The sequence below is a fragment of the Pantoea sp. Ap-967 genome (assembly GCF_011752565.1).
In the GTDB taxonomy this organism is placed as follows: domain Bacteria; phylum Pseudomonadota; class Gammaproteobacteria; order Pseudomonadales; family Pseudomonadaceae; genus Aquipseudomonas.
This window is the reverse complement of record NZ_VWXK01000003.1, coordinates 129,607-154,985: the sequence shown is the minus strand read 5'-3', so window position 1 is coordinate 154,985 and position 25,379 is coordinate 129,607. Positions and strand designations below refer to the sequence as shown.

Here is a 25,379-nt window from a genome sequence, read left to right as displayed (position 1 = left end):
ATCCGCTCGCCGGCCAATCAGTGGGCCGGTGGCCGGACGCGGTGCTACACGGTCCGAGGGCTGTGCATCTCCACCCTGCACGTATCCCTGATAATTCGGGTGCTGCCGCGCGCTGAATCCGCAACGGGTTGCATTTTTCGCCAGCTCCGAATGGGAAGCTGACGCCATTACATGTCCAAGGCAGGTATTTCCGAAGCATTCGCCGTGCGTTGCGTGGAAGCGACGGGGCGGGCAGAGGTGGGGCGAAAATAATCGGGTAAGCAGGCGAAAAACCACACTTGTCGTTTTTTTTCGGTCTTCTCTACACAGCGCTGGTGGCGATTCCAGGCAATTCGGTAAACTGGCGAAAACCCCGTAGGACGGCCTTGCGTCCTGGAGAATTGCGAAGGTCAGGGACCGGCTAAGGGCCTGGTGCCGCTGGCCTGCCGCTTTTGGCGGCGTTCGCGACTATAGCAGTAATGATTAAGTGCTTCAATTCCATAAAAAATTGTTATGATCCCGCCATGACGACCAATACCCCTCCGACTTCCGGCGTTCAGCTGATCGAAGTCGCGCCGGAACTTGCCGGCCAACGCATCGACAATTTCCTCATCACGGCGCTCAAGGGCGTGCCCAAGACGCTGGTGTACCGCATCCTGCGCAAAGGCGAGGTACGGGTCAACAAGGGCCGTATCAAACCCGAGTACAAGCTGCAGGCCGGCGACATCGTGCGGGTACCGCCCGTCCGCCTGCCTGAGCGTGACGAGCCGGCGCCGGTCGCCCAGGGGCTGCTGCAGCGCCTGGAAGCGGCGATTGTCTACGAAGACAAGGCACTGATCGTGATGAACAAGCCTGCCGGCATCGCCGTGCACGGTGGCAGCGGCCTGAGCTTTGGTGTGATCGAGGCGCTGCGCCAGCTGCGCCCGGACGCCAAGGAGCTGGAGCTGGTGCATCGCCTGGACCGCGACACCTCGGGCCTGTTGATGATCGCCAAGAAGCGCAGCATGCTGCGCCACCTGCACGCCGCCTTGCGCGGCGATGGCGTAGACAAGCGCTACATGGCGCTGGTGCGCGGCCATTGGCCGACGTCGAAGAAGCAGGTGAATGCACCGCTGCTCAAAAGCAACCTGCGCTCGGGCGAGCGCATGGTCGAGGTGAACGACGAAGGCAAGGAAGCGCTGACCCTGTTCCGCGTGCTGCGCCGCTTCGGCGAATTCGCCACCATCGTCGAGGCGCGGCCGATCACCGGGCGTACCCACCAGATTCGCGTGCACACCCTGCATGCCGGCCACATGATCGCCGGTGACAGCAAATACGGCGATGAAGACTTCAGCCGCGAAATCCGCGAACTGGGTGGCAAGCGCCTGTTCCTGCATGCCTATGCCCTTACCGTGCCACTGCCTGACGGCGGCGAGCTCAAGCTTGAAGCGCCGGTGGATGAGGTGTGGGCCAAGACCGTGGAGCGTTTGAGTGCGCCGTGATGCCCATAGCAAGCGCTACGAGCTGCTGATTTTCGACTGGGACGGCACCCTGGCCGATTCCATCGGCCGCATCGTCGTGGCCATGAACGCTGCTGCCGAGCGGGCGGGAGAAGCGCCGAGCGATGAGGCTGCCGTCAAGGGCATCATCGGCCTGGCGCTGGCCGAGGCCATCTCCACCCTGTATCCGCACCTTGGCCCGCTGCAGGTCGAAGCCTTCCGCCAGCACTACGCCGACATCTATATGGCGCTCGACCAGCAGCCCTCGCCGCTGTTCGAGGGCGTGGTCGAGTCGCTGGAGGCTTTCCGTGCCGAGGGCTATCGCCTGGCGGTGGCAACCGGCAAGGCCCGCCGTGGCCTGGACCGGGTGCTCAAGGCCAATGGCTGGGAGCAGTTCTTCGACATCACCCGCGCTGCCGACGAAACCCGTGGCAAGCCGCACCCCTTGATGCTTGAAGAGATCCTTGGGCACTGTGGCGTCGAACCGCATCAGGCGTTGATGGTCGGAGATTCGGCGTTCGACCTGCAGATGGCCAGCAGTGCGGGCATGCACTCGGTTGCCGTTGGCTATGGCGCCATGCCGCTGCAGGCGCTGGCCGAGTTCGGCCCGCAGCTGTGCATCGATCATTTCTCCCAGCTGCGCGAGTGGCTGGCCGCTTCCGTGTAATTGCACGTTCCAAGGTAGGTGAGCATGGCTGACGAATGGAAAGCACCCGAAACCGAACCCGATGAGCGCGAAGAGCGCAAAAGCTGGAAACTGCTGGAGAAAACCCTGCTGGCAGGCGTTCAGGAGCAGCGCCGGGCGCGGCGCTGGGGGATTTTCTTCAAGCTGCTGACCTTTATCTACCTGTTTGGCCTGCTGGCACTGTTCCTGCCGCTGACGGACATGGACAAGGCCGCCTCGCGCAGTGGCAGCCACACGGCGCTGGTGGAGGTGCGTGGGGTGATTGCCGACCAGGAGGCCGCCAGTGCCGACAATATCGTCAAGGGCCTGCGCGATGCCTTCAAGGACCCCAAGACCAAGGCGGTGGTGCTGCGCATCAACAGCCCAGGTGGCAGCCCGGTACAGGCGGGGTACGTGTATGACGAAATGCGCCGGCTGCGCACCTTGCACCCGGACATCAAGCTGTATGCGGTGATTACCGACCTGGGTGCGTCGGGTGCCTACTACATTGCCAGTGCGGCGGATGAAATCTACGCCGACAAGGCCAGCCTGGTTGGCTCCATTGGCGTGACGGCGGCCGGTTACGGCTTTGTCGGGGCGATGGAGAAGCTGGGAGTCGAGCGCCGGGCGTATACGTCGGGCGAGCACAAGGCCTTCCTTGACCCGTTCTCGCCGCAAAAGCCTGACGAGACGGCGTTCTGGCAGGGTGTGCTGGATACCACGCACCAGCAGTTCATTGCCATGGTCAAGCAGGGGCGGGGTGAGCGCCTGAAGGACAAGGAGCATCCAGAGCTGTTCAGTGGCCTGATCTGGTCCGGTGAGCAGGCCAAGGGGCTTGGGTTGGTGGATGGCTTGGGCAGCGTCAGTTATGTGGCACGTGAAGTGGTCGGCGAGAAAGACCTGGTCGATTACACCGTGCAGGAATCGCCGTTCGACCGTTTCTCCAAGCGCATCGGTGCCAGCGTGGCTGAGCACCTGGCCATGTGGATGGGGTTCCAGGGGCCGCATTTGCGTTGAATGTGGCGCCGCTGTGCGGCGCATCGCGAGCTGCGCTCGCTCCTACCGGGATTGAGGTGCTGGGCCGGTAGGAGCGAGCAAAGCTCGCGATGCGCCGCGCAAGCGGTGCGGGTTCAGGGAATCACCACCCCTTCGCGCATCAGCATGTCCACCAGCCGAATCAGCGGCAGCCCGATCAGGCTGGTCGCATCGCACCCATGGGTGCTCTGAAACAAACTCACGCCCAACCCCTCTGCCTTGAAGCTTCCTGCGCAATCGAGCGGCTGCTCCGCTTGCACATAGCGCTCTACGCGTTCGCGGTCCAGTTCGCGCATGGTCACCGTGAACGGCACGCAATCGACCTGGCACTGCCCGGTGGCGGTGTTGAGCAGCGCCAGCCCGGTCAGGAAGGTGACCTGTTGGCCGCTGGCCTCCAGCAGCTGCTCGCACGCCCGTTCGAAGGTGTGCGGCTTGCCCAGTACCTGCTCGCCCAGCACCGCCACTTGGTCCGAGCCGATGATCAGGTGCCCAGGGTGGCTGGCCGCCAGTGCCTCGGCCTTTTGCCGCGCCAGCCTGCGCACCAGCTCCACGGCGGGTTCGTCGGCCAGGCGGCGCTCGTCTAGATCGGGGCTTGCACAGGTGAAAGGCAGGCGCAGGCGAGCGAGCAGTTCACGGCGGTAGGCGGAGCTTGAAGCCAGCAACAAGGGAAGCATGATAGACTCCTGATCAGTTGAACCCGATTCTAACATGCGAGATGCCGCCGAATTTCCTTTGACAGGGGCGGGGGGCATCCCTAGAATGCTGCGCCTATGTTGAATGACCCGATTCCACCTCACGTTGACCCGCGCAAATTAGCCGACCGAGGCGTATCCATCACTGGTACGCTGCAACTCGCTGATTTGGAAAGACTCTGCGACCCGCTTTCCGACAATGTCGGTATGGTGCAGGCGAAGTTCGATTTTGAACGAGATGAACAGCACGTGGTGGTTATCCACAGCGAGCTGGACGTCGAGGTCAAGATGGTTTGCCAGCGTTGTCTTGAGCTGGTCACCCTGCCGATCCACAGCGAATGTACATACGCCGTGGTGAAGGAGGGTGCGAATACCCAGTCGTTGCCGAAAGGCTATGACGTGCTGGAACTGGGCGAAGATCCATTGGATCTGCAGGCCTTGGTCGAGGAAGAGCTGTTGCTCGCCTTGCCCATCGTGCCTGCTCATCATCCGGAAGAATGCCAGCAGCCGGCGGGCGCAGACGAGCCCGAATCGAGCAAGGACGAGGTATCGCGGTCCAACCCGTTCAGTGTTTTGGCGCAGTTAAAGCGTGACCCAAACGTTTAGGAGTTAATCAATTATGGCTGTTCAGCAGAACAAAAAATCCCGCTCTGCCCGTGACATGCGCCGTTCGCACGACGCCCTGTCGGAAAACGCGCTGTCGGTAGAGAAAACCACCGGTGAAGTACACCTGCGCCACCACGTTTCGCCAGAAGGCGTATACCGTGGTCGCAAAGTGGTCGACAAGGGCGCTGACGAGTAATCCTTGTCCGCTCAGATCATCGCGATCGACGCAATGGGCGGGGACTTCGGTCCCCGCAGCATTGTCCAGGCTAGCATTGCCTGCCTTTCGGCTACCCCCTCGCTGCACCTGACCCTCGTCGGTCAACCCTCCCTCCTTGAAGATCTTGTCAGCGGCCTCTCGGCTGCGGATCGCGCGCGCCTGCACATTGTCGGTGCCAGCGAAGTGATCGGCATGGACGAGCGGCCATCGCAAGCGTTGCGCGGCAAGCCGGATTCGTCGATGCGCATCGCCCTTGAACTGGTGCGTGATGGCAAGGCCCAGGCCTGCGTCAGTGCCGGCAACACCGGGGCGTTGATGGCGCTGTCGCGCTTCGTGCTGAAAACCCTGCCGGGCATCGACCGGCCAGCCATGGTGGCGGCGATTCCGACCCAGGCTGGCTATTGCCAGTTGCTCGACCTGGGCGCCAATGTCGATTGCAGCGCCGAAAACCTCTACCAGTTCGCCGTGATGGGCTCGGTGGCGGCCCAGGCCCTGGGCATCCACAGGCCGCGCGTGGCGCTGCTGAACATCGGCACCGAAGACATCAAGGGCAACCAGCAGGTCAAGTTGGCCGCCACGCTGTTGCAGAATGCCCGTGGCCTGAACTACGTGGGCTTCGTCGAGGGTGATGGCCTGTACCGCGGCGAGGCGGATGTGGTGGTGTGCGACGGGTTCGTCGGCAACATCCTGCTCAAGTCCAGCGAGGGCCTGGCGACCATGATCGGTGCGCGCATCGAGCGGTTGTTCAAGGGCGGCGCGTTGTCGCGGGTGGCCGGGGCGTTGGCGATGCCATTGCTCAAGCGCCTGCAGGCCGACCTTGCGCCAGCGCGGCACAATGGCGCGAGCTTCCTTGGGCTGCAGGGCATCGTCGTCAAGAGCCATGGCTCGGCGGGGGTGGAGGGCTTCCAGAGTGCGATTCAGCGGGCGCTGATCGAGATTCAGGAAAACCTGCCGCAGCGCTTGCATGGGCGCCTGGAGGACTTGTTGCCGTAGCCTGTGCCGGCCTCTTCGCGGGCAAGCCTGTGGTGGCCGTGTGGGAGCGGGCTTGTCCGCGAAAGGGCCGGTGCAGGGGTACAAAGCCTTTGGGCATATCGCCGATGAAGTGCTTAAATGTGACCGCTCAGTTTTCGTTTTCATCCAAGTTTTCAGATTACGCGCCCAGCCCCAGGCTTGGCGCACACTATCCGACGACAAGATCATAAGGGCTTGTTCAATGTCTGCATCCCTCGCATTCGTCTTCCCCGGTCAAGGTTCCCAGTCGCTGGGCATGCTCGCCGAACTCGGCGCTGAAAAGCCGGTGGTCATCGAGACCTTCAAGGAGGCTTCCGAGGCTCTGGGCTACGACCTGTGGAAGCTGGTTCAGGAAGGTCCGGAAGAACAACTCAACCAAACCGACAAGACCCAGCCGGCCATTCTCACCGCTTCCATCGCCCTGTGGCGCCTGTGGCTGGAAGAGGGCGGCGCCAAGCCAGCGTTCGTTTCCGGTCACAGCCTGGGTGAGTACAGCGCCCTGGTGGCTGCCGGTGCCCTGTCGCTCAAAGACGCCGTGCGCCTGGTCGAGCGCCGTGGCCAACTGATGCAGGAAGCCGTGCCCGCCGGTCACGGTGGCATGGCCGCCATCCTCGGCCTGGACGACGCCGTGGTGGTCGAGATTTGCGCCGAAGCCGCCGAAGACCAAGTGGTCAGCGCGGTGAATTTCAACTCGCCAGGCCAGGTGGTCATCGCCGGCAACAAGGCGGCGGTCGACCGCGCCATCGAGTTGTGCAAGGCCAAGGGTGCCAAGCGCGCCCTGCCGCTGGCGGTCAGCGTGCCGTCGCACTGCGCCCTGATGAAGCCTGCTGCCGAGCGCTTCGCCGACGCCGTCAACGCCATCGAATGGAAGGCCCCGCAGATCCCGGTAGTGCAGAACGTCACCGCCGCCGTGGCCGCCGACCTCGATGCCCTGAAGCAGGACCTGCTGGCGCAGCTGTACCAGCCGGTACGCTGGGTAGAGTGCGTGCAAACCCTGGCGGCCAATGGCGCCGTCAACCTGGTGGAGTGCGGCCCGGGCAAGGTCCTGGCTGGCCTGAACAAGCGTTGCGCCGACGGCGTGACCACCTACAACCTCAATACCCCTGACGCTGTCGCCGCCACCCGCGCGGCGCTGGCTTGATTTGGAGAAGCTTGCATGAGCCTGCAAGGTAAAGTTGCATTGGTCACCGGCGCCAGCCGTGGTATTGGCCAGGCCATCGCCCTCGAACTGGGCCGCCAGGGCGCGACCGTGATCGGCACCGCCACCTCGGCGTCCGGCGCCGAGCGCATCGCCGCTACCCTGAAAGAACACGGCATCACCGGCACCGGCATGGAGCTGAACGTCACCAGTGCCGAGTCCGTTGACGCGGTGCTGGGCGCCATTGGCGAGCAGTTCGGCGCCCCGGCCATCCTGGTTAACAACGCCGGTATCACCCGTGACAACCTCATGCTGCGCATGAAGGACGACGAGTGGTTCGACGTGATCGACACCAACCTGAACAGCCTCTACCGTCTGTCCAAGGGCGTGCTGCGTGGCATGACCAAGGCGCGTTGGGGCCGTATCATCAGCATCGGCTCGGTCGTCGGTGCCATGGGTAACGCAGGCCAGGCCAACTATGCCGCCGCCAAGGCGGGCCTGGAAGGCTTCAGCCGCGCCCTGGCCCGTGAAGTGGGTTCGCGTGGCATCACCGTCAACGCGGTGACCCCGGGCTTCATCGACACCGACATGACCCGCGAGCTGCCGGAAGCCCAGCGCGACGCGCTGAAAACCCAGATTCCGCTGGGCCGCCTGGGCCAGGCCGACGAAATTGCCAAGGTGGTTTCGTTCCTGGCATCGGACGGCGCTGGCTACGTAACCGGCGCTACCGTGCCGGTCAACGGCGGGATGTACATGTAAAACTGCAATGCAATGTGACGGATTGCTTCAAAAAAGAGTCATACTGCGAGCCTAAAATCCGTTATAAAGCTGCAACCAGATTCCAGGCAGCGGGTAGGGTGCCCCGGCCGAAGGTGCGTTCCGCTTGAAAAGCGAACGTCTTTCTATAAACTTGGTCACCGGCCAGCTGCCTGACATATGTCCATTAGGAGTGAAAACTAGGTATGAGCACCATCGAAGAACGCGTCAAGAAAATCGTCGCCGAGCAACTGGGCGTGAAGGAAGAGGAAGTGACTGCTGAGAAGTCCTTCGTCGATGACCTGGGTGCCGATTCGCTTGACACCGTTGAGCTGGTGATGGCTCTGGAAGAGGAATTCGAGACCGAAATCCCTGACGAAGAAGCCGAGAAGATCACTACCGTTCAAGCTGCAATCGACTACGTCAAAAACCACCAGGCTTAAGACGTTGTAGTCGACGCTTCTTGTCGAGAAGAACCGCACTGCCTTTGCCGGCGTGCGGTTTTTTCTTTGCGAGCCACCGGCGTCGTTTCGCTCGCTACGAGAGCTTGTTGCCATTTCATTCCATTGCTTGAATGCAATGGCAAGAAACTCTGTGATTAGAAAAGGAGAGTACTGTGTCGCGTAGACGCGTCGTGGTCACCGGTATGGGTATGCTGTCGCCACTGGGTACCGATGTACCGAGCACCTGGCAGGGCATTCTGGCTGGCCGCAGTGGCATTGGTCCGATCGAACACACGGACCTGTCTGCCTACTCCACCCGTTTTGGCGGCTCGGTGAAAGGCTTCGAGGTTGAGCAGTACCTGTCGGCCAAAGAGGCCCGCAAACTCGACCTGTTCATCCAGTACGGCCTGGCGGCCGGGTTCCAGGCCGTGCGTAATGCCGGGCTGGAAGTGACCGACGCCAACCGCGAGCGCATTGGCGTGGCCATGGGCTCGGGCATCGGCGGCCTGACCAACATCGAAGAAACCAGCCGTACCTTGCACGACCAAGGGCCGCGGCGCATTTCGCCGTTCTTCGTGCCGGGCTCGATCATCAACATGATCTCCGGTTTCCTGTCGATCCACCTGGGCCTGCAGGGGCCGAACTACGCCATTGCCACCGCTTGCACCACCGGCACCCACTGCATCGGCATGGCCGCGCGCAACATCGCCTACGGTGAAGCCGACGTGATGATCGCCGGTGGCGCCGAAATGGCCGCTTGCGGCCTGGGCATGGGCGGCTTCGGTGCGTCGCGGGCGTTGTCCACGCGCAACGACGAGCCGGCCCGCGCCAGCCGCCCATGGGACAAAGGCCGCGATGGCTTCGTGCTGTCCGACGGTGCCGGTGCCTTGGTACTCGAGGAACTGGAACACGCCCAGGCCCGTGGCGCCACCATCTATGCCGAGCTGGTGGGCTTTGGCATGAGTGGCGATGCCTACCACATGACCTCGCCACCGGACAGCGGTGAAGGCGCCGCGCGCTGCATGGCCAACGCCCTGCGTGACGCCGGTATCCAGCCTGAGCAGGTCAGCTACATCAACGCCCACGGCACCTCGACACCGGCCGGCGACATCGCCGAAGTGGCCGCCATCAAGCGTGTGTTCGGCGAGCACGCCTACAAGCTGGCGGTCAGCTCGACCAAGTCGATGACCGGCCACCTGCTGGGCGCAGCTGGCGCGGTGGAGGCGATCTTCAGCGTGCTGGCCATCAACAGCCAGATGGCGCCGCCAACCATCAACCTGGATGAGCCAGACGAAGGGTGCGACCTCGACTTCGTGCCTCACCAGGCGCGCAGCATGCCGATCGATGTGGTGTTGTCCAACTCGTTCGGCTTTGGTGGCACCAACGGTTCGCTGGTGTTCCGCCGGTTCGCCGGTTGATGCTGAGCTGGATCGACGGCGGGCCCGCGGCTGCAGTCAACCTGCAGAACCGTGGGTTGGCCTACGGCGATGGCCTGTTCGAAACCATCGCCGTGCGGGCTGGCCGGCCCAGCTTGCTGGACGGCCACCTGGCGCGCCTGGCACTGGGCTGCCAGCGCCTGGCAATCGACGCCGACCTTGCGCGGGTGGGCGAGGAAATCCTGGCATTTTCCAGCCAGCTGGGCGACGGCGTCGCCAAGCTGATCCTCACGCGCGGCGACAGCCAGCGCGGCTATGCACCGGTTGCCGGCGCCATGGCGCGGCGTATCCTTCAGGGCAGCCCGTTGCCCAGCTACCCGGCTGAGCATGCCGAACTCGGTGTGCAGCTGTTCGCCTGCCAAACCCGCCTTGCGGAACAACCGCTGCTGGCCGGGCTCAAACACCTCAACCGCCTGGAGCAGGTGCTGGCCCGTGCCGAATGGCAGGGCAGCGAGCTGGCCGAAGGCCTGATGCGTGACGGCCAGGGCAGGGTGATCGAAGGGGTGTACAGCAACCTGTTCCTGGTGCGCGAGGGTGTGCTGCACACCGCCGACCTGAGCCGCTGCGGCGTGGCAGGGGTGATGCGTGGTGCGCTGCTGGAACAGGCGCAGGTGCTGGGCATTGCCCTGCAGGTGCGTGACATTGCCTTCGACGAGCTGGCGCTGGCCGATGAAGTCTTCGTCTGCAACAGTGTCTATGGCGTGTGGCCGGTGCGCGGCATTCCCGCGCTCAAGCTGAACTGGTCGCCGGGCCCGCTCACCCGTAAACTGCAGGCCGTTGCCCGTACGTTACTGGATACCTGAATTCGTGAGACGCAAATTCCTGCTGCTGCTGGAAATGGGTTTGATCCTCGCCGGCCTGGCCTTGGGCTGGTCGGCCTGGAAGATCAACACCGTGCTGGAGCAGCCCTTGCACGTCACCGAAGAGCGCTTGCTCGACGTGCCCAGCGGCACCAACCCCAACCGCATGTTCTACCGCATGCAGGCCGACGGCCTGCTCGACGATGCGTTCTGGTTGCGCCTGTATTGGCGCTTCAACATGGTGGGCACGCAACTGCACACGGGCGAGTACCGCCTGAGCCCCGGCATGACGGTGGAACAGCTGTTCGATGCCTGGCGTCGCGGCGATGTGGTGCAGTACAACCTGACCCTGGTCGAAGGCTGGACCTTCCGCCAGGTGCGTTCGGCGGTGGCCAAGCATGAAAAGATCAAGCACACCCTGGATGGCTTGTCCGACACCGAGGTGATGGACAAGCTGGGCCACACCGGAGTTTTCCCCGAGGGCCGTTTCTTCCCCGACACCTACCGCTTCGTGCGTGGCATGAGCGATGTCGAGTTGCTGCAGCAGGCCTACATGCGCCTGGACGAAGTGCTGGCCAAGGAGTGGGCCGAGCGCACCACCGACCTGCCTTACCGCGACCCCTACCAGGCGCTGATCATGGCCTCGCTGGTGGAGAAGGAAACCGGCATTCCCCAGGAGCGTGGGCAGATCGCCGGGGTATTCGTGCGCCGCCTGCGCCTGGGCATGATGCTGCAAACCGACCCCACGGTGATCTACGGCATGGGCGAGCGCTACAACGGCCGCATCACCCGCGCCGACCTGCGCGAGCCGACCCCGTACAACACCTACACCATGACCGGCCTGCCGCCGACGCCGATCGCCATGGTTGGGCGCGAGGCGATCCATGCCGCGCTCAACCCGTCCGATGGCACCAGCCTGTACTTCGTCGCCCGTGGCGATGGCAGCCACGTGTTCTCCGACGACCTGGACGACCACAACAGTGCGGTGCGCGAGTTCCAGCTCAAGCGCCGTGCCGATTACCGTTCCAGCCCGGCGCCGCAGAGCGCGCCGGCCGACGCTGCCGAGCCTGCCGAGCAGGTGCCAGGCAGCGAGCCCGCGCCGGCCGAAGCGCCTGCGCCTGACGAAACCCATTAAGGACTGCCTGTGAGCGGCTTGTTTATTACCCTGGAAGGCCCGGAAGGCGCCGGCAAGAGCACCAACCGCGATTACCTGGCCGCGCGCCTGCGCGAGCAGGGCGTGGACGTGGTGCTGACCCGCGAGCCGGGGGGGACGCCCCTGGCGGAAAAGATTCGTGAATTGCTGCTGGCGCCGAGCGACGAAACGATGGCGGCCGATACCGAGCTGTTGCTGGTGTTCGCCGCCCGCGCCCAGCACCTGGCCGAGGTGATTCGCCCGGCATTGGCGCGGGGCGCCGTGGTGCTGTGCGATCGGTTCACCGATGCCACTTATGCCTACCAGGGCGGCGGTCGCGGCCTGTCGGTCGAGCGCATCGCCACCCTGGAGCAGTTCGTCCAGGGCGACCTGCGCCCGGACCTGACCCTGGTCTTCGACCTGCCGGTGGAAGTGGGCCTGGCCCGTGCCGCCGCCCGTGGCCGCCTGGACCGCTTCGAGCAGGAAGGCCAGGCCTTCTTCGAGGCCGTGCGCCAGGCCTACCTGCAGCGCGCCCAGCGCGAGCCGCAGCGCTACAGCCTGCTGGATGCCGCGCAGCCACTGGCTGACGTGCAGCGCCAGATCGACGCGCTGCTGCCAGCCATCGCAGGGCGTTGCCGTGGCTGAGGCCTACCCCTGGCAGCAGGCCATCTGGCAGCAGTTGGCCGGCCGCAGCCGGCATGCCCACGCCTACCTGTTGCATGGCCCCCAGGGCATCGGCAAGCGGGCCATGGCCGAGCGCCTGATGGCCCGCCTGCTGTGCCAGAAACCGCAGGGGCTCGATGCCTGCGGGCAGTGCAAGTCGTGCCAGTTGCTCAAGGCCGGCAGCCACCCGGACAACTTCGTGCTGGAGCCGGAAGAGGCCGACAAGCCGATCAAGATCGACCAGGTGCGTGAACTGGTGGCGTTCGTGGTGCAGACGGCGCAGCTCGGTGGGCGTAAGGTGGTGTTGATCGAGCCGGTCGAGGCAATGAACATCAATGCCTCCAACGCCTTGCTCAAAAGCCTCGAGGAGCCCTCGGGCGACACCGTGCTGATTCTGGTCAGCCACCAGCCCAGCCGCTTGTTGCCGACCATCAAAAGCCGTTGCCAGCAAGTCGCCTGCCCGCAACCGACGCTGGCCCAGAGCCAGGCCTGGTTGGCAGAGGCGTTGGCAGACAGCGCCGAGGCCGAGCGTGACGAACTGCTCACCCTGGCCGCTGGCTCGCCATTGATGGCCGTGAGCCTGCAGGCCCAAGGCGTGCGCGAGCAGCGTGCGCTGGTTACCGACGGGGTGAAGAAGTTGCTCAAGCAGCAGCAATCGCCCAGCCAGTTGGCCGAAGCCTGGAGTGGCGTGCCGCTGTTGCTGCTGTTCGACTGGTTCTGCGACTGGTCGCACCTGGTGCTGCGTTACCAGCTGACCCAGGACGAGGACGGGCTGGGCCTGGCCGACATGCGCAAGGTGGTGCAGTACCTGGCGCAGAAAAGCCGCCAGGGCAAGGTGCTGGAGGTGCAGGCGTGGATCCTCGAACAGCGCCAGAAGGTGCTGGGCAAGGCCAACCTCAATCGCGTGCTGTTGCTGGAAGCCTTGCTGGCCCATTGGGTGCAGTTGCCAGGCGTCCGTTGATTTTTCATTTCTAGATGTGTGACCTATCCCATGCTCGTTGACTCCCATTGCCACCTCGACCGTCTGGACCTGAGCGCCCACCAGGGCTCGCTCGATGCTGCCCTGCAGGCGGCCCGCGAGCGGGGCGTCGGGCATTTCCTGTGTATTGGCGTAAGCGCCGAGAATGCCGGTGCGGTGAAGGCCCTGAGCGAGCAGTACGCCGATGTCGACTGCTCGGTGGGCGTGCACCCGCTGGACCTGGCGCCGGGCGAAACGCCGGCGCTGGAGTGGCTGCTGCGCGAACTGGCCCACCCGCATGTGGTGGCCATTGGTGAAACCGGGCTGGATTACCACTACGAGCCTGAGGCCGCCGAATTGCAGCAGGCCTCTTTCCGCCTGCACCTGGAGGCTTCGCGGCAAACCGGCAAGCCGGTGATCGTGCACACCCGTGCGGCGCGCGCCGATACCTTGGCGTTGCTGCGCGAGGCCAGCCTGCCCCAGGCAGGGGTGCTGCATTGCTTCACCGAAGACTGGGACATGGCCAGGGCCGCGCTGGACCTGGGCTATTACATTTCGTTGTCCGGCATCGTCACCTTCCGCAATGCCGATGCCCTGCGCGAGGTGGCGCGCCAGGTGCCGGTGGACCGCCTGCTGGTGGAAACCGACTCGCCGTACCTGGCGCCGATTCCGCATCGTGGCAAGCCGAACCTGCCGCAGTACGTGCGGGAAGTGGCCGAATACGTGGCGTCGCTGCGCGGCGTGAGTTACGCCCAGTTGGCCGAGCAGACCACGGCCAATTTCAAGCGCCTGTTCCCCCTGGCCCGCGTCCTCTAGGCGTCGCTCACGCCCCCCCCTGTAGGCGACGGCCACGCCCCCCCCCCTGTAGGAGCGAGCGTAGCTCGCGATGGGCTGCAAAGCAGCCCCGGCGTTATCCGCCGCGAAGCTGAAACCCTGGGGCCGCTGCGCGCCCCATCGCGAGCTACGCTCGCTCCTACCGGATCCGCGCAAGCCCGGTAGGGCCGATCTGTGCCCGGGCAAAAAAAACCCGGGTTCTGGGGGGGGAATCCGGGTTAAGACCATTAGGAGTAAAACAAAGGCACGCGGTCCCTGAGCGCCTTTATCGGCTCGCCACTTGGGGGGATGTGGGACGCCGACACTTCAAGTATTGGCCAGGTTGGCCGCGCTGCCAGTGCTTTGCTGTACGTTTTTTAAACAGATTTGGAATACGCCCGTCCCCGCTTCCTCCTTCTGCGCATGGCGAACTCATCGTGAAACATAGACATGCTTGGATGATCCGTGCAATTTGCTGCAAGTTAGGCATAATAAACCGCTTCAATGTCATCCAGTCCTTCCTATGCAGAAAGAACCTCGTAAGGTCCGTGAGTTTCGCCGTCGCGAACAGGAAATCCTCGATACAGCCCTCAAGCTGTTCCTCGAACAGGGTGAAGACAGCGTCACCGTCGAGATGATCGCCGACGCCGTAGGTATCGGCAAAGGCACGATCTACAAGCACTTCAAGTCCAAGGCGGAAATTTACCTGCGCCTGATGCTCGACTACGAGCGCGACCTGAATGCGCTGCTGCACTCGGCCGATGTCGACCGTGACAAGGAAGCCCTGTCGCGCGCCTACTTCGAGTTCCGTATGCGCGACCCTCAGCGCTACCGGCTGTTCGATCGCCTGGAAGAAAAGGTGGTCAAGGGCAACCAGGTCCCGGAAATGGTCGAGGAACTGCACAGCATCCGCGCCTCCAACTTCGACCGCCTGACCCAGCTCATCAAAGGCCGTATCAGCGAAGGCAAGCTCGAAGACGTGCCGCCGTACTTCCACTATTGCGCCGCCTGGGCCTTGGTGCATGGCGCCGTGGCGCTGTACCACTCGCCATTCTGGAGCAATGTGCTGGAGGACCAGGAGGGCTTCTTCCAGTTCCTCATGGACATCGGCGTGCGCATGGGCAACAAGCGCAAGCGTGACCCGGACGCCACCTCCTGAAGGGGCTTGGCAGCAATCATTGACCCGGCCGAGCACTCGGGGCTTGCAAAAACTTGAACCATGAGTCAAGTTTTGCCAGCCCCGATTCATCCATGCCGGAGTCACCCATGATCGTCGATCGTCAAGGCAGGCGTTTTCGCAACCTGCGCGTCAGCCTGACCGCTGCCTGCAACTATGCCTGCAGCTACTGCGTACCCAATGGCAAGCGCCTGGTGGCGGCGCAGGATGAACTGTCGGGCGAGGCCCTGGCGCGCGGCGTGGCCTACCTGGTGGAAGCGGCTGGCATCGAGCGCCTGCGTATCACCGGCGGTGAGCCACTGCTCAGTCCCAGGCTGGACGCCTTCCTGGCCGCGGTGGCCCGGCTCGGCCTGGCCGAGATCAGCCTGACCACCAACGGCCAACTGCTGGCGCGCAAGCTGCCCCAGTTGCACGGCGCCGGTATTCGGCGCTTGAACGTCTCCCTCGACAGCCTCGACCCCGAGGCGTTTCGCCGTATTGCCCGTGGCGGCGACTTGGCCAGCGTGTTGGCGGGCATGCAGCAGGCCAGCGCCATGGGCATGCGCATCAAGGTCAACATGGTGCCCATGCGCGGGCAGAACCTCGACCAGGTATTGCCGATGCTCGACTACTGCCTGGCGCAGGGCTACGAGCTGCGCTTCATCGAGCTGATGCGCATGGGCCACCTGGCCCGCGACGCCAATGCCTTCCTCCAGCAATTCGTGGGCCTGGATACGCTGCTCGATGCGATTGGGGCCGAACATGCCTTCGAGCAAGTTGACGCGCCGGTGGATGCCACCGCGCTGCGCTACCGGATTCCCGGCAAGGGCCACTTCGGCGTGATCGCCAACGAAAGCGTGCCGTTCTGCCGAACCTGCTCGCGCCTGCGCCTGTCGTCCACCGGCTGGTTGCATGGCTGCCTGTCGTCATCCAACCGCCACTATGTCGGCGACCTGCTGGAAAAACCGCGCCACCAGGCGTTGCCGGCACTGCAGCGGTTGTTGGTCAAGGCCTTGGCCGACAAGCAAGAGCTGGCCTTTTCCGGGGGTGTGACGGTGATGAAGGTGATCGGCGGCTGAAGCTGGCGCAAAAGCTGCATCCGCCGGCTATTCGCCGGTTTTTCGTCACCGGCCACTGGAGGAAAGATGCGTAGCCTGGTCTTGCTGCTGGCGCTGATGGCGCTGGGCGGCTGCATGAATGTCAGCGATATGGGCGAGGGCGTTCGTTACCACATGAGCGATGCCGGGCTGCTGGATCACAGCGACACCCGCCGAACCCTGTCGATCCGCCTGCAGCCCGATTCGTTCATCTTCATTGGCCAGGGCGCCTTCATGCCGCCGGGCAAGGGGCCGCTGCCCAAGCAGAACGCGGTGGCCGAGGAAGCCTTCAAGAGCTTCATCGAATATTTCCCGCTGGTGCGCCGCGCCCAGGGCCCGCTGGGGCTTGAGGAGGCCATCACCCAGGCCCGTGCTGTGGGCGCCGACTACGTGCTGTACACCCGCTTCGCCCGCACTGACGACCGCATCGGCAATGGCGACGAATGGTACGACGAGCAGGCCGTCGACCGCCTGGGCTGGGACACCGGCGTGGTGCAGATGATGCTGCTCGAAACCAACACCCGTTACCTCATCGACACGGTGCGCATCAAGAGCCGCGGCGGTTTGTTGACGTTCCACGACAACACCCCGCAGGATTTGCTTGGCGCCCCGATGCGCGCGTACGCTCGTAGCCTTCTGGGTATGAGCGAGTGAGGGCAGGGCGATGAGCGATTCGGGGAAGGCAAACGATCTGCTGGCGCAAATCCCCAGCCACAAGGGGCCAGCGCCGGTGCATCTGTGGAACCCGGATTTCTGCGGCGACATCGACATGCGCATCGCCCGCGATGGCACCTGGTACTACCTGGGCACGCCCATTGGGCGCAAGCCGATGGTACGGCTGTTTTCCTCGATCATTCGCCGCGATGGCGATGACTACTTCCTGGTAACCCCGGTGGAGAAAGTCGGCATTCGCGTCGATGACGCGCCGTTCGTGGCCGTGACCCTGCAGGTGGAGGGCAGCGGTGAACAGCAGGTGCTGCGCTTTACCAGCAATGTCGAGGATGAGGCGGTGGCGGGGCCCGGGCATCCGTTGCGGGTGGTGATCGACCCGGTCACCCAGGAGCCTTCGCCCTATGTGCTGATGCGCAGCAACCTTGAGGCGCTGATCCATCGCAATGTGTTCTACCAGATGGTGGAATTGGCCGTGCCGCGTGAGATCGAGGGTGAGGAGTGGCTTGGGGTGTGGAGCCAGGGGGAGTTTTACCCGATTGGGCGATCGGCCTGAGGCAGGTGCGGCCTGTGGGGTGAGCGCCGCTTCTTGCGGCGCATCGCGAGCTCCTACCGGGGTTTTATATATCGAACCCTAACGAAAAAGCCCCCGATGCTTGCGCATTCGGGGGCTTTCTCAGTATTTGGCTCCGCGACCTGGACTCGAACCAGGGACCCAATGATTAACAGTCATTTGCTCTACCGACTGAGCTATCGCGGAATCTGCGCGTATCTTACCGATTGCCAAGGGGAAGTCAAGCCTCCCCCTGACAAATCAATCAGTTACAGCACTTCAACGATGGCCTTGGTGACCACGTGGATGTTGCTCTGGTTCAGCGCAGCCACGGCGATGCGGCCAGTGTCCAGCGCATAGATGCCAAAGTCGTTCTTCAGGCGTGCCACTTGCTCAACGGTCAGGCCCGAGTACGAGAACATGCCCACCTGGCGGCCAACGAAGCTGAAGTCGCGGTTGGCGCCGTATTCGGCCAGCAGCGACACCATCTGCTTGCGCATGCCATGGATGCGCTCGCGCATTTCGGCCAGCTCCGTTTCCCACATCTGGCGCAGCTCGGCGCTGTTGAGCACGGTGGCAACAATGGTGGCGCCGTGGGTTGGCGGGTTGGAGTAGGTGGTGCGAATCACCCGCTTGACCTGCGACAGCACGCGGGTGCTTTCGTCTTTCGAGGCGGTGACGATCGACAGTGCACCCACGCGCTCGCCGTACAGCGAGAACGACTTGGAGAACGAGCTGGACACGAAGAACTCCAGGCCCGACTCGGCGAACAGGCGCACGGCGAAGGCGTCTTCGGCGATACCGTCACCGAAGCCCTGGTAGGCCATGTCGAGGAACGGCACGTGGCCCTTGGCCTTGACCACTTCCAGCACGTTTTTCCAGTCGTCCAGGGTCAGGTCGACGCCGGTAGGGTTGTGGCAGCAGGCGTGCAGCACCACCACCGAGCCGGACGGCAGGGTGTTGAGGTCTTCGAGCATGCCGGCACGGTTGACGTCGTTGCTTGGCGCATCGTAGTAACGGTAGTTCTGCACCGGGAAACCTGCGCTTTCGAACAGCGCGCGGTGGTTTTCCCAGCTCGGGTCGCTGATGGCCACCACGGCATTGGGCGAAATGCGCTTGAGGAAGTCTGCGCCAATCTTCAGGGCACCGGTGCCGCCAACGGCCTGCACGGTGACCACGCGGCCAGCGGCCAGCAGTGGCGATTCGGCACCGAACAGCAGTTTTTGTACGGCCTGGTCGTAGGTGGCGATGCCGTCGATCGGCAGGTAGCCGCGCGAGGCATGCTGGGCGGCACGCTGGGTTTCAGCTTCGATCACGGCGCGCAGCAGCGGAATGCGGCCTTCCTCATTGCAGTACACGCCCACGCCCAGGTTGACCTTGTCGGTGCGCGGGTCGGCGTTGAATGCTTCGTTGAGGCCCAGGATAGGGTCGCGGGGTGCCAGCTCTACAGCGGAAAACAGGCTCATTGTTACTTCGGCTCTGATTGGAGAGTGATAGGGCGTACACGCTCCAGCCGAATGCACTGAAGCGGTGCACAAACGGGGAGTCAGTATAGTGATACCGACCGGTCACTGCGACAGCCTGGCGCAGGTTTTCCGGCGATTTGCGCAAATTATTTTCGACCATTGGTCGAATTGCCCTGTCCACCGTAATGCGCGTTCACAGTCTGGCCTTGAAAGCGGCCCCGGGCGGGCGCATTTGGGTATAGACTACTGGCTAAATTTACAGTTGCTGCGTTACCGCGAGGTCCGTCATGTCCGAGTTCCAGCTCGTCACCCGTTTCCAGCCGGCCGGCGACCAGCCCGAGGCCATCCGCCAGATGGTCGAGGGGATCGACGCGGGCCTGGCGCACCAGACCCTGCTTGGGGTTACCGGCTCGGGCAAGACCTTCAGCATCGCCAACGTCATCCAGCAGGTGCAACGGCCCACCCTGGTGTTGGCGCCGAACAAAACCCTGGCCGCGCAGCTGTACGGCGAATTCAAGGCGTTCTTCCCGAACAACGCGGTGGAGTATTTCGTTTCCTACTACGACTACTACCAGCCCGAAGCCTACGTGCCGTCGTCGGACACCTTCATCGAGAAGGACGCCTCGATCAACGACCATATCGAACAGATGCGCCTGTCGGCGACCAAGGCGCTGCTGGAACGGCGCGATGCGATCATCGTCACCACGGTGTCGTGCATCTACGGCCTGGGCAGCCCCGAGACGTACCTGAAGATGGTCCTGCACGTCGACCGTGGCGACAAGCTCGACCAGCGCGCATTGCTGCGCCGCCTGGCCGACCTGCAGTACACCCGCAATGAAATGGACTTCGCCCGCGCCACCTTCCGCGTGCGTGGCGATGTAATCGACATTTTCCCTGCCGAATCGGACCTTGAGGCCATCCGCATCGAGCTGTTCGACGACGAGGTAGAGAACATCGCCGCCTTCGACCCGCTCACCGGCGAGGTGTTTCGCAAGTTGCCGCGCTTCACGTTCTACCCCAAGAGCCACTACGTCACCCCACGGGAAACCCTGCTGGAGGCGGTTGAGGGCATCAAGGTCGAGCTCAAGCAGCGCCTGGACTACCTGCAGCAGGCCAACAAGCTGGTCGAGGCCCAGCGCCTGGAGCAGCGCACCCGCTTCGACCTGGAGATGATCCTTGAGCTGGGCTACTGCAACGGCATCGAGAACTACTCACGCTACCTGTCCGGGCGCCCGGCCGGGGCGCCGCCGCCCACCTTGTACGACTACCTGCCGGCCGATGCGCTGCTGGTGATCGACGAATCCCACGTCAGCGTTCCCCAGGTGGGGGCCATGTACAAGGGTGACCGCTCGCGCAAGGAAACCCTGGTGGAGTACGGCTTCCGCCTGCCCTCGGCGCTGGACAACCGGCCCATGCGTTTCGACGAATGGGAGTCGGTTAGCCCCCAGACCATCTTCGTTTCGGCAACGCCTGGGCCCTATGAGGCCGAGCACGCGGGCAGGGTGGTGGAGCAGGTGGTACGCCCCACCGGCCTGGTCGACCCGCAGGTGGAAGTGCGCCCCGCACTGACCCAGGTCGACGACCTGCTGTCGGAAATCCACAAGCGCGTCGCCCAGGGCGAGCGGGTGCTGGCCACCACGCTGACCAAGCGCATGGCCGAAGACCTGACCGATTACCTGGCCGACCACGACGTGCGGGTGCGCTACCTGCACTCGGACATCGACACGGTGGAGCGGGTGGAGATCATCCGCGACCTGCGCCTGGGCACCTTCGACGTGCTGGTGGGCATCAACCTGTTGCGTGAAGGCCTGGACATGCCCGAGGTGTCGCTGGTGGCGATCCTCGATGCCGACAAGGAAGGCTTCCTGCGTTCCGAGCGCTCGCTGATCCAGACCATTGGCCGGGCCGCGCGCAACCTCAACGGCCGGGCCATCCTGTACGCCGACAACATCACCGGCTCCATGCAGCGCGCCATCGATGAAACCGAGCGGCGCCGCGAGAAGCAGATCGCCTTCAACCAGGCCAACGGCATCGTGCCCAAGGGTGTGGTCAAGGACATCACCGATATTCTGGAAGGCGCCACGGTGCCGGGGGCGCGTAGCAAGAAGCGCAAGGGCATGGCCAAGGCGGCGGAAGAAACGGCGCGTTACGAGGCCGAATTGCGTACACCGGGGGAGATCACCAAGCGCATCAAGCAGCTGGAAGAGAAGATGATGCAGTTCGCCCGCGACCTGGAGTTCGAGGCCGCCGCGCAGTTGCGTGACGAGATCGCCCAATTGCGCGAGCGGTTGATTACCAGCTGATGGGTTTGTTGCCTGTGCGGGCCTCTTCGCGGGGCAAGCCCGCTCCTACAAAAGCGAAAGGGCCCGCACCGGCAACACAACCCTCAATGGGCTTCCCCAGCCTTAAGCCCTTGCGGCAACTTCCGGGTCAGCAACACCGCCACCATGCTCACCGCCAACCCGATGCCCACCAGGTGGAAGGCATCGTTATAGGCCATGATCAACGCCTGCTGGTGGGTAATCTCGCTCAACCTGCCCAGCGCCGCATTGTCATTGCCCAACCGCTCCGCCAACTGTGCCAGGCGCTCGGCCACCTGCGGGTTACTCGGCACCACCGATTCCCTCAGGTAATCGAAATACACCTTGGTGCGCGCATCCAGCAGGGTCGCCAGCAGGGCGATACCGATTGCCCCGCCCAGGTTACGCAGGATATTGAACAGGCTCGACGCCGAGCCCGCATCCTGCGGCTGGATGTAGGCCGTGGCGATCAGCGAGATGGTCACCATGATCATCGGCTGGCCGAGGGCGCGGATGATCTGGATGTGGTTGAACTGCGGCCCGGCAAAGTCCGGGTTCAGCACCCCCGAGCTGAAGCTGGCGACACCGAACAGGCAAAAGCCGATGGCGCACAGCAGCTTGGGTGGGATCACCTTCATCAGTTGCGGCACCAGCGGGATCAGGAACAGCTGTGGAATGCCCATCCACATGATGACTTCACCGATCTGCAGCGCGTTGTAACCCTGGATTTGCGCCAGGTACAGCGGCAGCAGGTAGATCGACCCGTACAAACCCACGCCCATGCCCAGGCTGGCGATGCTCGACAGGCCGAAATTGCGATTGCCGAGAATACGCAGGTTGATCAGCGGCTGGGGCTTGGACAGCTGCAGGATGACGAAGGTAATCAGGCTGATCGCGGCCACCGTCGCCAGGCCGACGATCAGGCTGGATTCCAGCCAGTCCTTGCGGTGGCCTTCCTCAAGAAATACCTGCAGGCAACCCAGCCCCAGGCCTAGGCTGAGGATGCCGGCATAATCGGTGCTTTTCAGCAGTTCCCAGTGGGCTTCCTTCTTCTCCAGGCCGTACAGCAGCCCGGCGATCATCACCAGCCCTGGCGGGATGTTGATGTAGAAAATGTATTCCCAGCCCCAGTTCTCGGTCAGCCAGCCGCCCAGGGTCGGGCCAATCGAGGGGGCGAAGGTGGCCGTCATGGCAAACATCGCCATGCCCTTGGCGCGGTGGTGCTCGGGCAGCTTGATCAGGGTGAGGGTAAAGGCCAGCGGGATCAGCGCGCCGCCGGTAAAGCCCTGCAGGGCCCGGAACAGAATCATGCTTTCCAGGTTCCAGGCCATCGAACACAACAGCGACGACAGCAGGAAGCCGCCGGATACCCATACCGCCAGGCGCCGCGCCGACAACAACTGCACCAGCCAGGCGGTGAGCGGAATCATGATGATCTCCGCCACCAGGTAGGAGGTGGAAATCCACGAGCCTTCTTCCAGGGTGGCCGACAAGGCGCCCTGGATGTCCTTGAGCGAGGAGTTGGTGATCTGGATGTCCAACACCGCCATGAAGGCACCCAGCATCACGCTCATCACCGCGATCCAGTCGCGCCGGGTGGGCTCTGCGGTTGGCCGCAGTAACGGATCACCGGCCATCGTGGCCTTCGTCTTCGCGGCGCAAGTCGACGGTGGCAGTGACCGACATGCCGGGGCGGATGCGCCCGTGCAGCGGGTTGTCGGCGGCAAACGTCAGTTTCACCGGAATGCGCTGGACCACCTTGGTGAAGTTGCCGGTGGCGTTGTCCGGCGGCAGCAGGCTGAACTGCGCGCCGGAGGCGGCGAACAGGCTTTCCACCCGGCCTTCGATTGGCGTGTCGGGGTAACTGTCGAACACCAGCTCGGCGCGCTGGCCAGGCTGCATGCGGCCGATCTGGGTTTCCTTGAAGTTGGCCTGCACCCAGATGTTCTCGTCGGGCACGATCGACAACAAGTAGGCACCGGCCTGCACCACCTGGCCATTGCGCGCGCTGCGCTGGCCGATGGTGCCGCTCAGTGGGGCGCGAACCTCGCAGCGGGTCAGGTTCAGCTCGGCCTGGGCCAGGTCGGCACGGGCATTGGCGATCTGCGCATCGAGGCGCTTGAGCTCGGCGTTCAAGGCCGTGACCTGCTGGCGCTGGCTTTGCAGGTCGGCGCGGGCCTTGTCCACCTGGGAGCCGGCCACGTGGCTGTCTGCCGAGAGCGTGGTAACCCGCTCTTCGGAGACGAAACCGGGCTTGCGCAGTTTTTCCGCGCGGCTGAGGTCCAGGCGTGAGCGGTCGAAGGTGGCCTGGTTGGCCGCCACCTGGGCCTGGCCTGCGGCAATCAGGCTGCCCTGCTGGGTCAGGCGGCTCTGCGCCTGGGCATATTCCGCTTCACGGGTGGCCAGGGCGGCGTGGGCGCGTTGCACCGCCAGCTCGAAATCGGCGGCCTCCAGGCGCACCAGCAGGTCACCTTGGTTGACGTGCTGGTTGTCGTCGACCCGCACCTCGTCGATGCGTGCGCCGAGCTGGCTGGAAATGCGGGTGATTTCACCCTGCACGTAGGCGTTGTCGGTGCTCTCGTAGAACCGACCCTTGAAATACCATTCGGCCAGGAAGGCCAGGGCGATGATGGCCACCAGGGTGAAGAAGATCGCCAGGCGGCGTTTGAGTTGAGCAGGCATGGGGACTATCGTTCCAGAAATGTAAGCGAATTTAACAGCGGCACATGGCCAGCCGACAAGTGTCGTTCGCGCCATTGCTGGAGCCCGGTGCCCGCTCCCTGCTAACATCCCGCCTTTGTTTCATCTTTCGTTCGAGACTCTCCATGACCACCGTTCGCACGCGTATCGCGCCATCGCCCACTGGCGACCCCCATGTCGGCACCGCCTACATCGCCCTGTTCAACTACTGCTTCGCCAAGCAGCACGGCGGTGAGTTCATCCTGCGCATCGAAGACACCGACCAACTGCGCTCCACGCGCGAGTCGGAGCAACAGATCTTCGATGCCCTGCGCTGGCTGGGCATCGAATGGAACGAAGGCCCGGATGTCGGCGGCCCGCACGGCCCTTACCGGCAGAGCGAGCGTGGCGACATCTACGCCAAGTACGCCAAGGAACTGGTCGACGCCGGCCACGCCTTCTACTGCTTCTGCACCGCCGAAGAGCTGGAGCAGATGCGCGCCGAGCAAATGGCCCGTGGCGAAACGCCTCGCTACGACGGCCGCGCGCTGCTGCTGAGCGACGAGGAAGTGCAGCGCCGCCTGGCGGCCGGTGAGCCCCACGTGATCCGCATGAAGGTGCCGAGCGAGGGCATCTGCGTGGTGCCGGACATGCTCCGTGGCGACGTCGAGATCCCGTGGGACCGCATGGACATGCAGGTGCTGATGAAGAACGACGGCCTGCCCACGTACTTCCTGGCCAACGTCGTCGATGACCACCTGATGGGCATTACCCACGTACTGCGTGGCGAAGAGTGGCTGCCCTCGGCGCCCAAGCTGATCAAGCTGTACGAGTACTTCGGTTGGGAGCAGCCCAAGCTGTGCTACATGCCGCTGCTGCGTAACCCCGACAAGTCCAAGCTGTCCAAGCGCAAGAACCCCACCTCGGTGACGTTCTACGAGCGCATGGGCTTCATGCCCGAGGCCATGCTCAACTACCTGGGCCGCATGGGCTGGTCGATGCCGGACGAGCGCGAGAAGTTCTCGTTGGCCGAAATGGTCGAGCACTTCGACCTGTCGCGCATTTCCCTGGGCGGCCCGATCTTCGACATCGAGAAACTGTCGTGGCTCAACGGCCAGTGGCTGCGCGAACTGCCGGTGCAGGAATTCGCCGCGCGCGTGCAGAAGTGGGCATTCAACAGCGACTACATGATGAAGATCGCGCCCCATGTGCAGGGCCGGGTGGAAACCTTCAGCCAGATCGCCCCGCTGGGCGGGTTCTTCTTCGAAGGCGCGCTCAAGCTCGACGCCAAGTTGTTCGAGAGCAAGAAGCTCTCGGCCGACCAGGTGCGCCAGGTGATGCAGTTGATCCTGTGGAAACTGGAAAGCCTGCGGCAGTGGGAAAAGGACCGTATCACCGGTTGCATCCAGGCGGTGGTCGATGCCCTGGAGCTGAAGCTGCGTGACGCCATGCCGCTGATGTTCGCGGCCATCAGCGGCCAGGCCAGCTCGGTGTCGGTACTCGATGCCATGGAAATCCTCGGCCCGGACCTGACCCGCTATCGCCTGCGCCAGGCATTGGACCTGCTGGGTGGCGTGTCGAAGAAAGAAAACAAGGAATGGGAAAAGCTGCTGGCGAACATCGCCTGACAGGTTTCCG

At 63.7% G+C, this 25,379-nt stretch carries 25 protein-coding genes and 1 tRNA gene; 21 read left to right on the top strand and 5 right to left on the bottom strand.

Annotated elements, in window-relative coordinates; all coding sequences use genetic code 11:
* The first annotated feature begins 503 nt into the window (after window positions 1-503).
* Genes rluC through F3J45_RS04990 form a run of 3 tightly spaced genes read left to right on the top strand, consistent with a single transcriptional unit; the run spans window position 504 to window position 3,138 of the window.
* Window positions 504-1,460 (top strand): 23S rRNA pseudouridine(955/2504/2580) synthase RluC, encoded by a 957-nt coding sequence (gene rluC / locus F3J45_RS05000; RefSeq protein WP_167058248.1) that lies wholly within the window; start codon window positions 504-506, stop codon window positions 1,458-1,460.
* Entirely contained in the window at window positions 1,450-2,124 is a 675-nt protein-coding gene (locus F3J45_RS04995; RefSeq protein WP_167058245.1) for an HAD family hydrolase, read from the top strand. The genes rluC and F3J45_RS04995 overlap by 11 nt, the downstream gene beginning before the upstream one ends.
* A 24-nt stretch (window positions 2,125-2,148) precedes the next feature.
* Entirely contained in the window at window positions 2,149-3,138 is a 990-nt protein-coding gene (locus tag F3J45_RS04990; RefSeq protein WP_167058242.1) for a S49 family peptidase, read from the top strand.
* A gap of 113 nt (window positions 3,139-3,251) precedes the next feature.
* Here the strand turns inward: F3J45_RS04990 and F3J45_RS04985 are convergent, their stop codons facing one another.
* Window positions 3,252-3,830 carry a nucleoside triphosphate pyrophosphatase gene (locus F3J45_RS04985; RefSeq protein ID WP_167058239.1) on the bottom strand — a complete coding sequence of 193 codons (579 nt, stop codon included), beginning with the start codon at window positions 3,828-3,830 and terminating at the stop codon, window positions 3,252-3,254.
* A 96-nt stretch (window positions 3,831-3,926) separates the two neighbouring features.
* On the opposite strand from F3J45_RS04985, the gene F3J45_RS04980 reads away from it, so the two are divergent.
* The 16 genes from F3J45_RS04980 to F3J45_RS04905 all read left to right on the top strand — a co-directional run bounded on the left by F3J45_RS04980 (window position 3,927) and on the right by F3J45_RS04905 (window position 17,299).
* The gene (locus tag F3J45_RS04980) at window positions 3,927-4,454 is read left to right on the top strand and encodes a YceD family protein (RefSeq protein WP_167058236.1); all 528 of its coding nucleotides are present in this window, start codon (window positions 3,927-3,929) and stop codon (window positions 4,452-4,454) included.
* Between the two features lie 13 nt (window positions 4,455-4,467).
* Complete coding sequence (gene rpmF, locus F3J45_RS04975) at window positions 4,468-4,650, top strand: 50S ribosomal protein L32 (RefSeq protein ID WP_003247154.1); 183 nt, start codon at window positions 4,468-4,470, stop codon at window positions 4,648-4,650.
* A 3-nt stretch (window positions 4,651-4,653) separates the two neighbouring features.
* Window positions 4,654-5,664, top strand: coding sequence for a phosphate acyltransferase PlsX (plsX, locus tag F3J45_RS04970; RefSeq protein ID WP_167058232.1), 1,011 nt, complete (start codon window positions 4,654-4,656; stop codon window positions 5,662-5,664).
* 220 nt (window positions 5,665-5,884) lie between these two features.
* Window positions 5,885-6,823, top strand: a complete 939-nt coding sequence (fabD, locus tag F3J45_RS04965; RefSeq protein ID WP_167058229.1) for an ACP S-malonyltransferase — start codon at window positions 5,885-5,887, stop codon at window positions 6,821-6,823.
* 15 nt (window positions 6,824-6,838) lie between these two features.
* Window positions 6,839-7,579: a 3-oxoacyl-ACP reductase FabG gene (gene fabG / locus F3J45_RS04960; RefSeq protein ID WP_167058226.1), complete on the top strand. Its 741-nt coding sequence runs from the start codon at window positions 6,839-6,841 to the stop codon at window positions 7,577-7,579.
* Between the two features lie 203 nt (window positions 7,580-7,782).
* Window positions 7,783-8,019 carry an acyl carrier protein gene (gene acpP, locus F3J45_RS04955; protein ID WP_009685065.1) on the top strand — a complete coding sequence of 79 codons (237 nt, stop codon included), beginning with the start codon at window positions 7,783-7,785 and terminating at the stop codon, window positions 8,017-8,019.
* Between the two features lie 173 nt (window positions 8,020-8,192).
* On the top strand, window positions 8,193-9,437 hold the full coding sequence (fabF, locus tag F3J45_RS04950; protein WP_167058223.1) for a beta-ketoacyl-ACP synthase II: 1,245 nt from the start codon (window positions 8,193-8,195) through the stop codon (window positions 9,435-9,437).
* Entirely contained in the window at window positions 9,437-10,258 is an 822-nt protein-coding gene (pabC, locus tag F3J45_RS04945) for an aminodeoxychorismate lyase (RefSeq protein ID WP_167058220.1), read from the top strand. The genes fabF and pabC overlap by 1 nt, the downstream gene beginning before the upstream one ends.
* Window positions 10,259-10,262: 4 nt before the next feature.
* A complete protein-coding gene (mltG, locus tag F3J45_RS04940) occupies window positions 10,263-11,390 on the top strand; it encodes an endolytic transglycosylase MltG (RefSeq protein WP_167058217.1) in 1,128 nt (375 codons plus the stop codon).
* 9 nt (window positions 11,391-11,399) lie between these two features.
* Window positions 11,400-12,032, top strand: coding sequence for a dTMP kinase (gene tmk / locus F3J45_RS04935; RefSeq protein WP_167058214.1), 633 nt, complete (start codon window positions 11,400-11,402; stop codon window positions 12,030-12,032).
* On the top strand, window positions 12,025-13,011 hold the full coding sequence (locus F3J45_RS04930; RefSeq protein ID WP_167058211.1) for a DNA polymerase III subunit delta': 987 nt from the start codon (window positions 12,025-12,027) through the stop codon (window positions 13,009-13,011). Before tmk ends, F3J45_RS04930 begins: the two co-directional genes overlap by 8 nt.
* Window positions 13,012-13,041: 30 nt before the next feature.
* Window positions 13,042-13,824 (top strand): TatD family hydrolase, encoded by a 783-nt coding sequence (locus tag F3J45_RS04925; RefSeq protein WP_167058208.1) that lies wholly within the window; start codon window positions 13,042-13,044, stop codon window positions 13,822-13,824.
* Window positions 13,825-14,344: 520 nt separating this feature from the next.
* Window positions 14,345-14,980, top strand: a complete 636-nt coding sequence (locus tag F3J45_RS04920) for a TetR/AcrR family transcriptional regulator (protein WP_167058205.1) — start codon at window positions 14,345-14,347, stop codon at window positions 14,978-14,980.
* Between the two features lie 107 nt (window positions 14,981-15,087).
* Entirely contained in the window at window positions 15,088-16,056 is a 969-nt protein-coding gene (locus F3J45_RS04915) for a GTP 3',8-cyclase MoaA (protein WP_167058202.1), read from the top strand.
* Between the two features lie 66 nt (window positions 16,057-16,122).
* The gene (locus F3J45_RS04910) at window positions 16,123-16,728 is read left to right on the top strand and encodes a DUF4823 domain-containing protein (protein ID WP_167058198.1); all 606 of its coding nucleotides are present in this window, start codon (window positions 16,123-16,125) and stop codon (window positions 16,726-16,728) included.
* 10 nt (window positions 16,729-16,738) lie between these two features.
* Complete coding sequence (locus F3J45_RS04905; RefSeq protein ID WP_167058194.1) at window positions 16,739-17,299, top strand: DUF1285 domain-containing protein; 561 nt, start codon at window positions 16,739-16,741, stop codon at window positions 17,297-17,299.
* Between the two features lie 128 nt (window positions 17,300-17,427).
* Here the strand turns inward: F3J45_RS04905 and F3J45_RS04900 are convergent.
* Window positions 17,428-17,503: transfer RNA gene (locus F3J45_RS04900), tRNA-Asn, on the bottom strand.
* Window positions 17,504-17,565: 62 nt separating this feature from the next.
* A complete protein-coding gene (locus F3J45_RS04895; protein ID WP_370526296.1) occupies window positions 17,566-18,756 on the bottom strand; it encodes an amino acid aminotransferase in 1,191 nt (396 codons plus the stop codon).
* A gap of 293 nt (window positions 18,757-19,049) precedes the next feature.
* Between F3J45_RS04895 and uvrB the strand changes: the two genes are divergently transcribed.
* On the top strand, window positions 19,050-21,065 hold the full coding sequence (uvrB, locus tag F3J45_RS04890) for an excinuclease ABC subunit UvrB (RefSeq protein ID WP_167058188.1): 2,016 nt from the start codon (window positions 19,050-19,052) through the stop codon (window positions 21,063-21,065).
* Window positions 21,066-21,148: 83 nt separating this feature from the next.
* Here the strand turns inward: uvrB and F3J45_RS04885 are convergent, their stop codons facing one another.
* The gene (locus F3J45_RS04885; RefSeq protein WP_205300405.1) at window positions 21,149-22,636 is read right to left on the bottom strand and encodes an MDR family MFS transporter; all 1,488 of its coding nucleotides are present in this window, start codon (window positions 22,634-22,636) and stop codon (window positions 21,149-21,151) included.
* Window positions 22,637-22,688: 52 nt separating this feature from the next.
* Window positions 22,689-23,744: an HlyD family secretion protein gene (locus F3J45_RS04880; RefSeq protein WP_167058182.1), complete on the bottom strand. Its 1,056-nt coding sequence runs from the start codon at window positions 23,742-23,744 to the stop codon at window positions 22,689-22,691.
* Window positions 23,745-23,887: 143 nt separating this feature from the next.
* Between F3J45_RS04880 and gltX the strand changes: the two genes are divergently transcribed.
* On the top strand, window positions 23,888-25,369 hold the full coding sequence (gltX, locus tag F3J45_RS04875) for a glutamate--tRNA ligase (protein WP_167058179.1): 1,482 nt from the start codon (window positions 23,888-23,890) through the stop codon (window positions 25,367-25,369).
* The last annotated feature ends 10 nt before the right edge of the window (window positions 25,370-25,379 follow it).

What these genes read in the sequence shown, in the direction of transcription:
- rpmF (WP_003247154.1), top strand. Translation starts at nt 4,468, where the DNA reads ATGGCTGTTCAGCAGAACAAAAAATCCCGCTCTGCCCGTGACATGCGC.
- F3J45_RS04885 (WP_205300405.1), bottom strand. Translation starts at nt 22,636, where the DNA reads ATGAGCGTGATGCTGGGTGCCTTCATGGCGGTGTTGGACATCCAGATC.
- F3J45_RS04920 (WP_167058205.1), top strand. Translation starts at nt 14,345, where the DNA reads ATGCAGAAAGAACCTCGTAAGGTCCGTGAGTTTCGCCGTCGCGAACAG.
- F3J45_RS04905 (WP_167058194.1), top strand. Translation starts at nt 16,739, where the DNA reads ATGAGCGATTCGGGGAAGGCAAACGATCTGCTGGCGCAAATCCCCAGC.
- rluC (WP_167058248.1), top strand. Translation starts at nt 504, where the DNA reads ATGACGACCAATACCCCTCCGACTTCCGGCGTTCAGCTGATCGAAGTC.
- gltX (WP_167058179.1), top strand. Translation starts at nt 23,888, where the DNA reads ATGACCACCGTTCGCACGCGTATCGCGCCATCGCCCACTGGCGACCCC.
- acpP (WP_009685065.1), top strand. Translation starts at nt 7,783, where the DNA reads ATGAGCACCATCGAAGAACGCGTCAAGAAAATCGTCGCCGAGCAACTG.
- F3J45_RS04980 (WP_167058236.1), top strand. Translation starts at nt 3,927, where the DNA reads ATGTTGAATGACCCGATTCCACCTCACGTTGACCCGCGCAAATTAGCC.
- F3J45_RS04925 (WP_167058208.1), top strand. Translation starts at nt 13,042, where the DNA reads ATGCTCGTTGACTCCCATTGCCACCTCGACCGTCTGGACCTGAGCGCC.
- fabG (WP_167058226.1), top strand. Translation starts at nt 6,839, where the DNA reads ATGAGCCTGCAAGGTAAAGTTGCATTGGTCACCGGCGCCAGCCGTGGT.
- fabD (WP_167058229.1), top strand. Translation starts at nt 5,885, where the DNA reads ATGTCTGCATCCCTCGCATTCGTCTTCCCCGGTCAAGGTTCCCAGTCG.
- F3J45_RS04915 (WP_167058202.1), top strand. Translation starts at nt 15,088, where the DNA reads ATGATCGTCGATCGTCAAGGCAGGCGTTTTCGCAACCTGCGCGTCAGC.
- F3J45_RS04910 (WP_167058198.1), top strand. Translation starts at nt 16,123, where the DNA reads ATGCGTAGCCTGGTCTTGCTGCTGGCGCTGATGGCGCTGGGCGGCTGC.
- F3J45_RS04880 (WP_167058182.1), bottom strand. Translation starts at nt 23,744, where the DNA reads ATGCCTGCTCAACTCAAACGCCGCCTGGCGATCTTCTTCACCCTGGTG.
- uvrB (WP_167058188.1), top strand. Translation starts at nt 19,050, where the DNA reads ATGTCCGAGTTCCAGCTCGTCACCCGTTTCCAGCCGGCCGGCGACCAG.
- F3J45_RS04985 (WP_167058239.1), bottom strand. Translation starts at nt 3,830, where the DNA reads ATGCTTCCCTTGTTGCTGGCTTCAAGCTCCGCCTACCGCCGTGAACTG.
- F3J45_RS04990 (WP_167058242.1), top strand. Translation starts at nt 2,149, where the DNA reads ATGGCTGACGAATGGAAAGCACCCGAAACCGAACCCGATGAGCGCGAA.
- pabC (WP_167058220.1), top strand. Translation starts at nt 9,437, where the DNA reads ATGCTGAGCTGGATCGACGGCGGGCCCGCGGCTGCAGTCAACCTGCAG.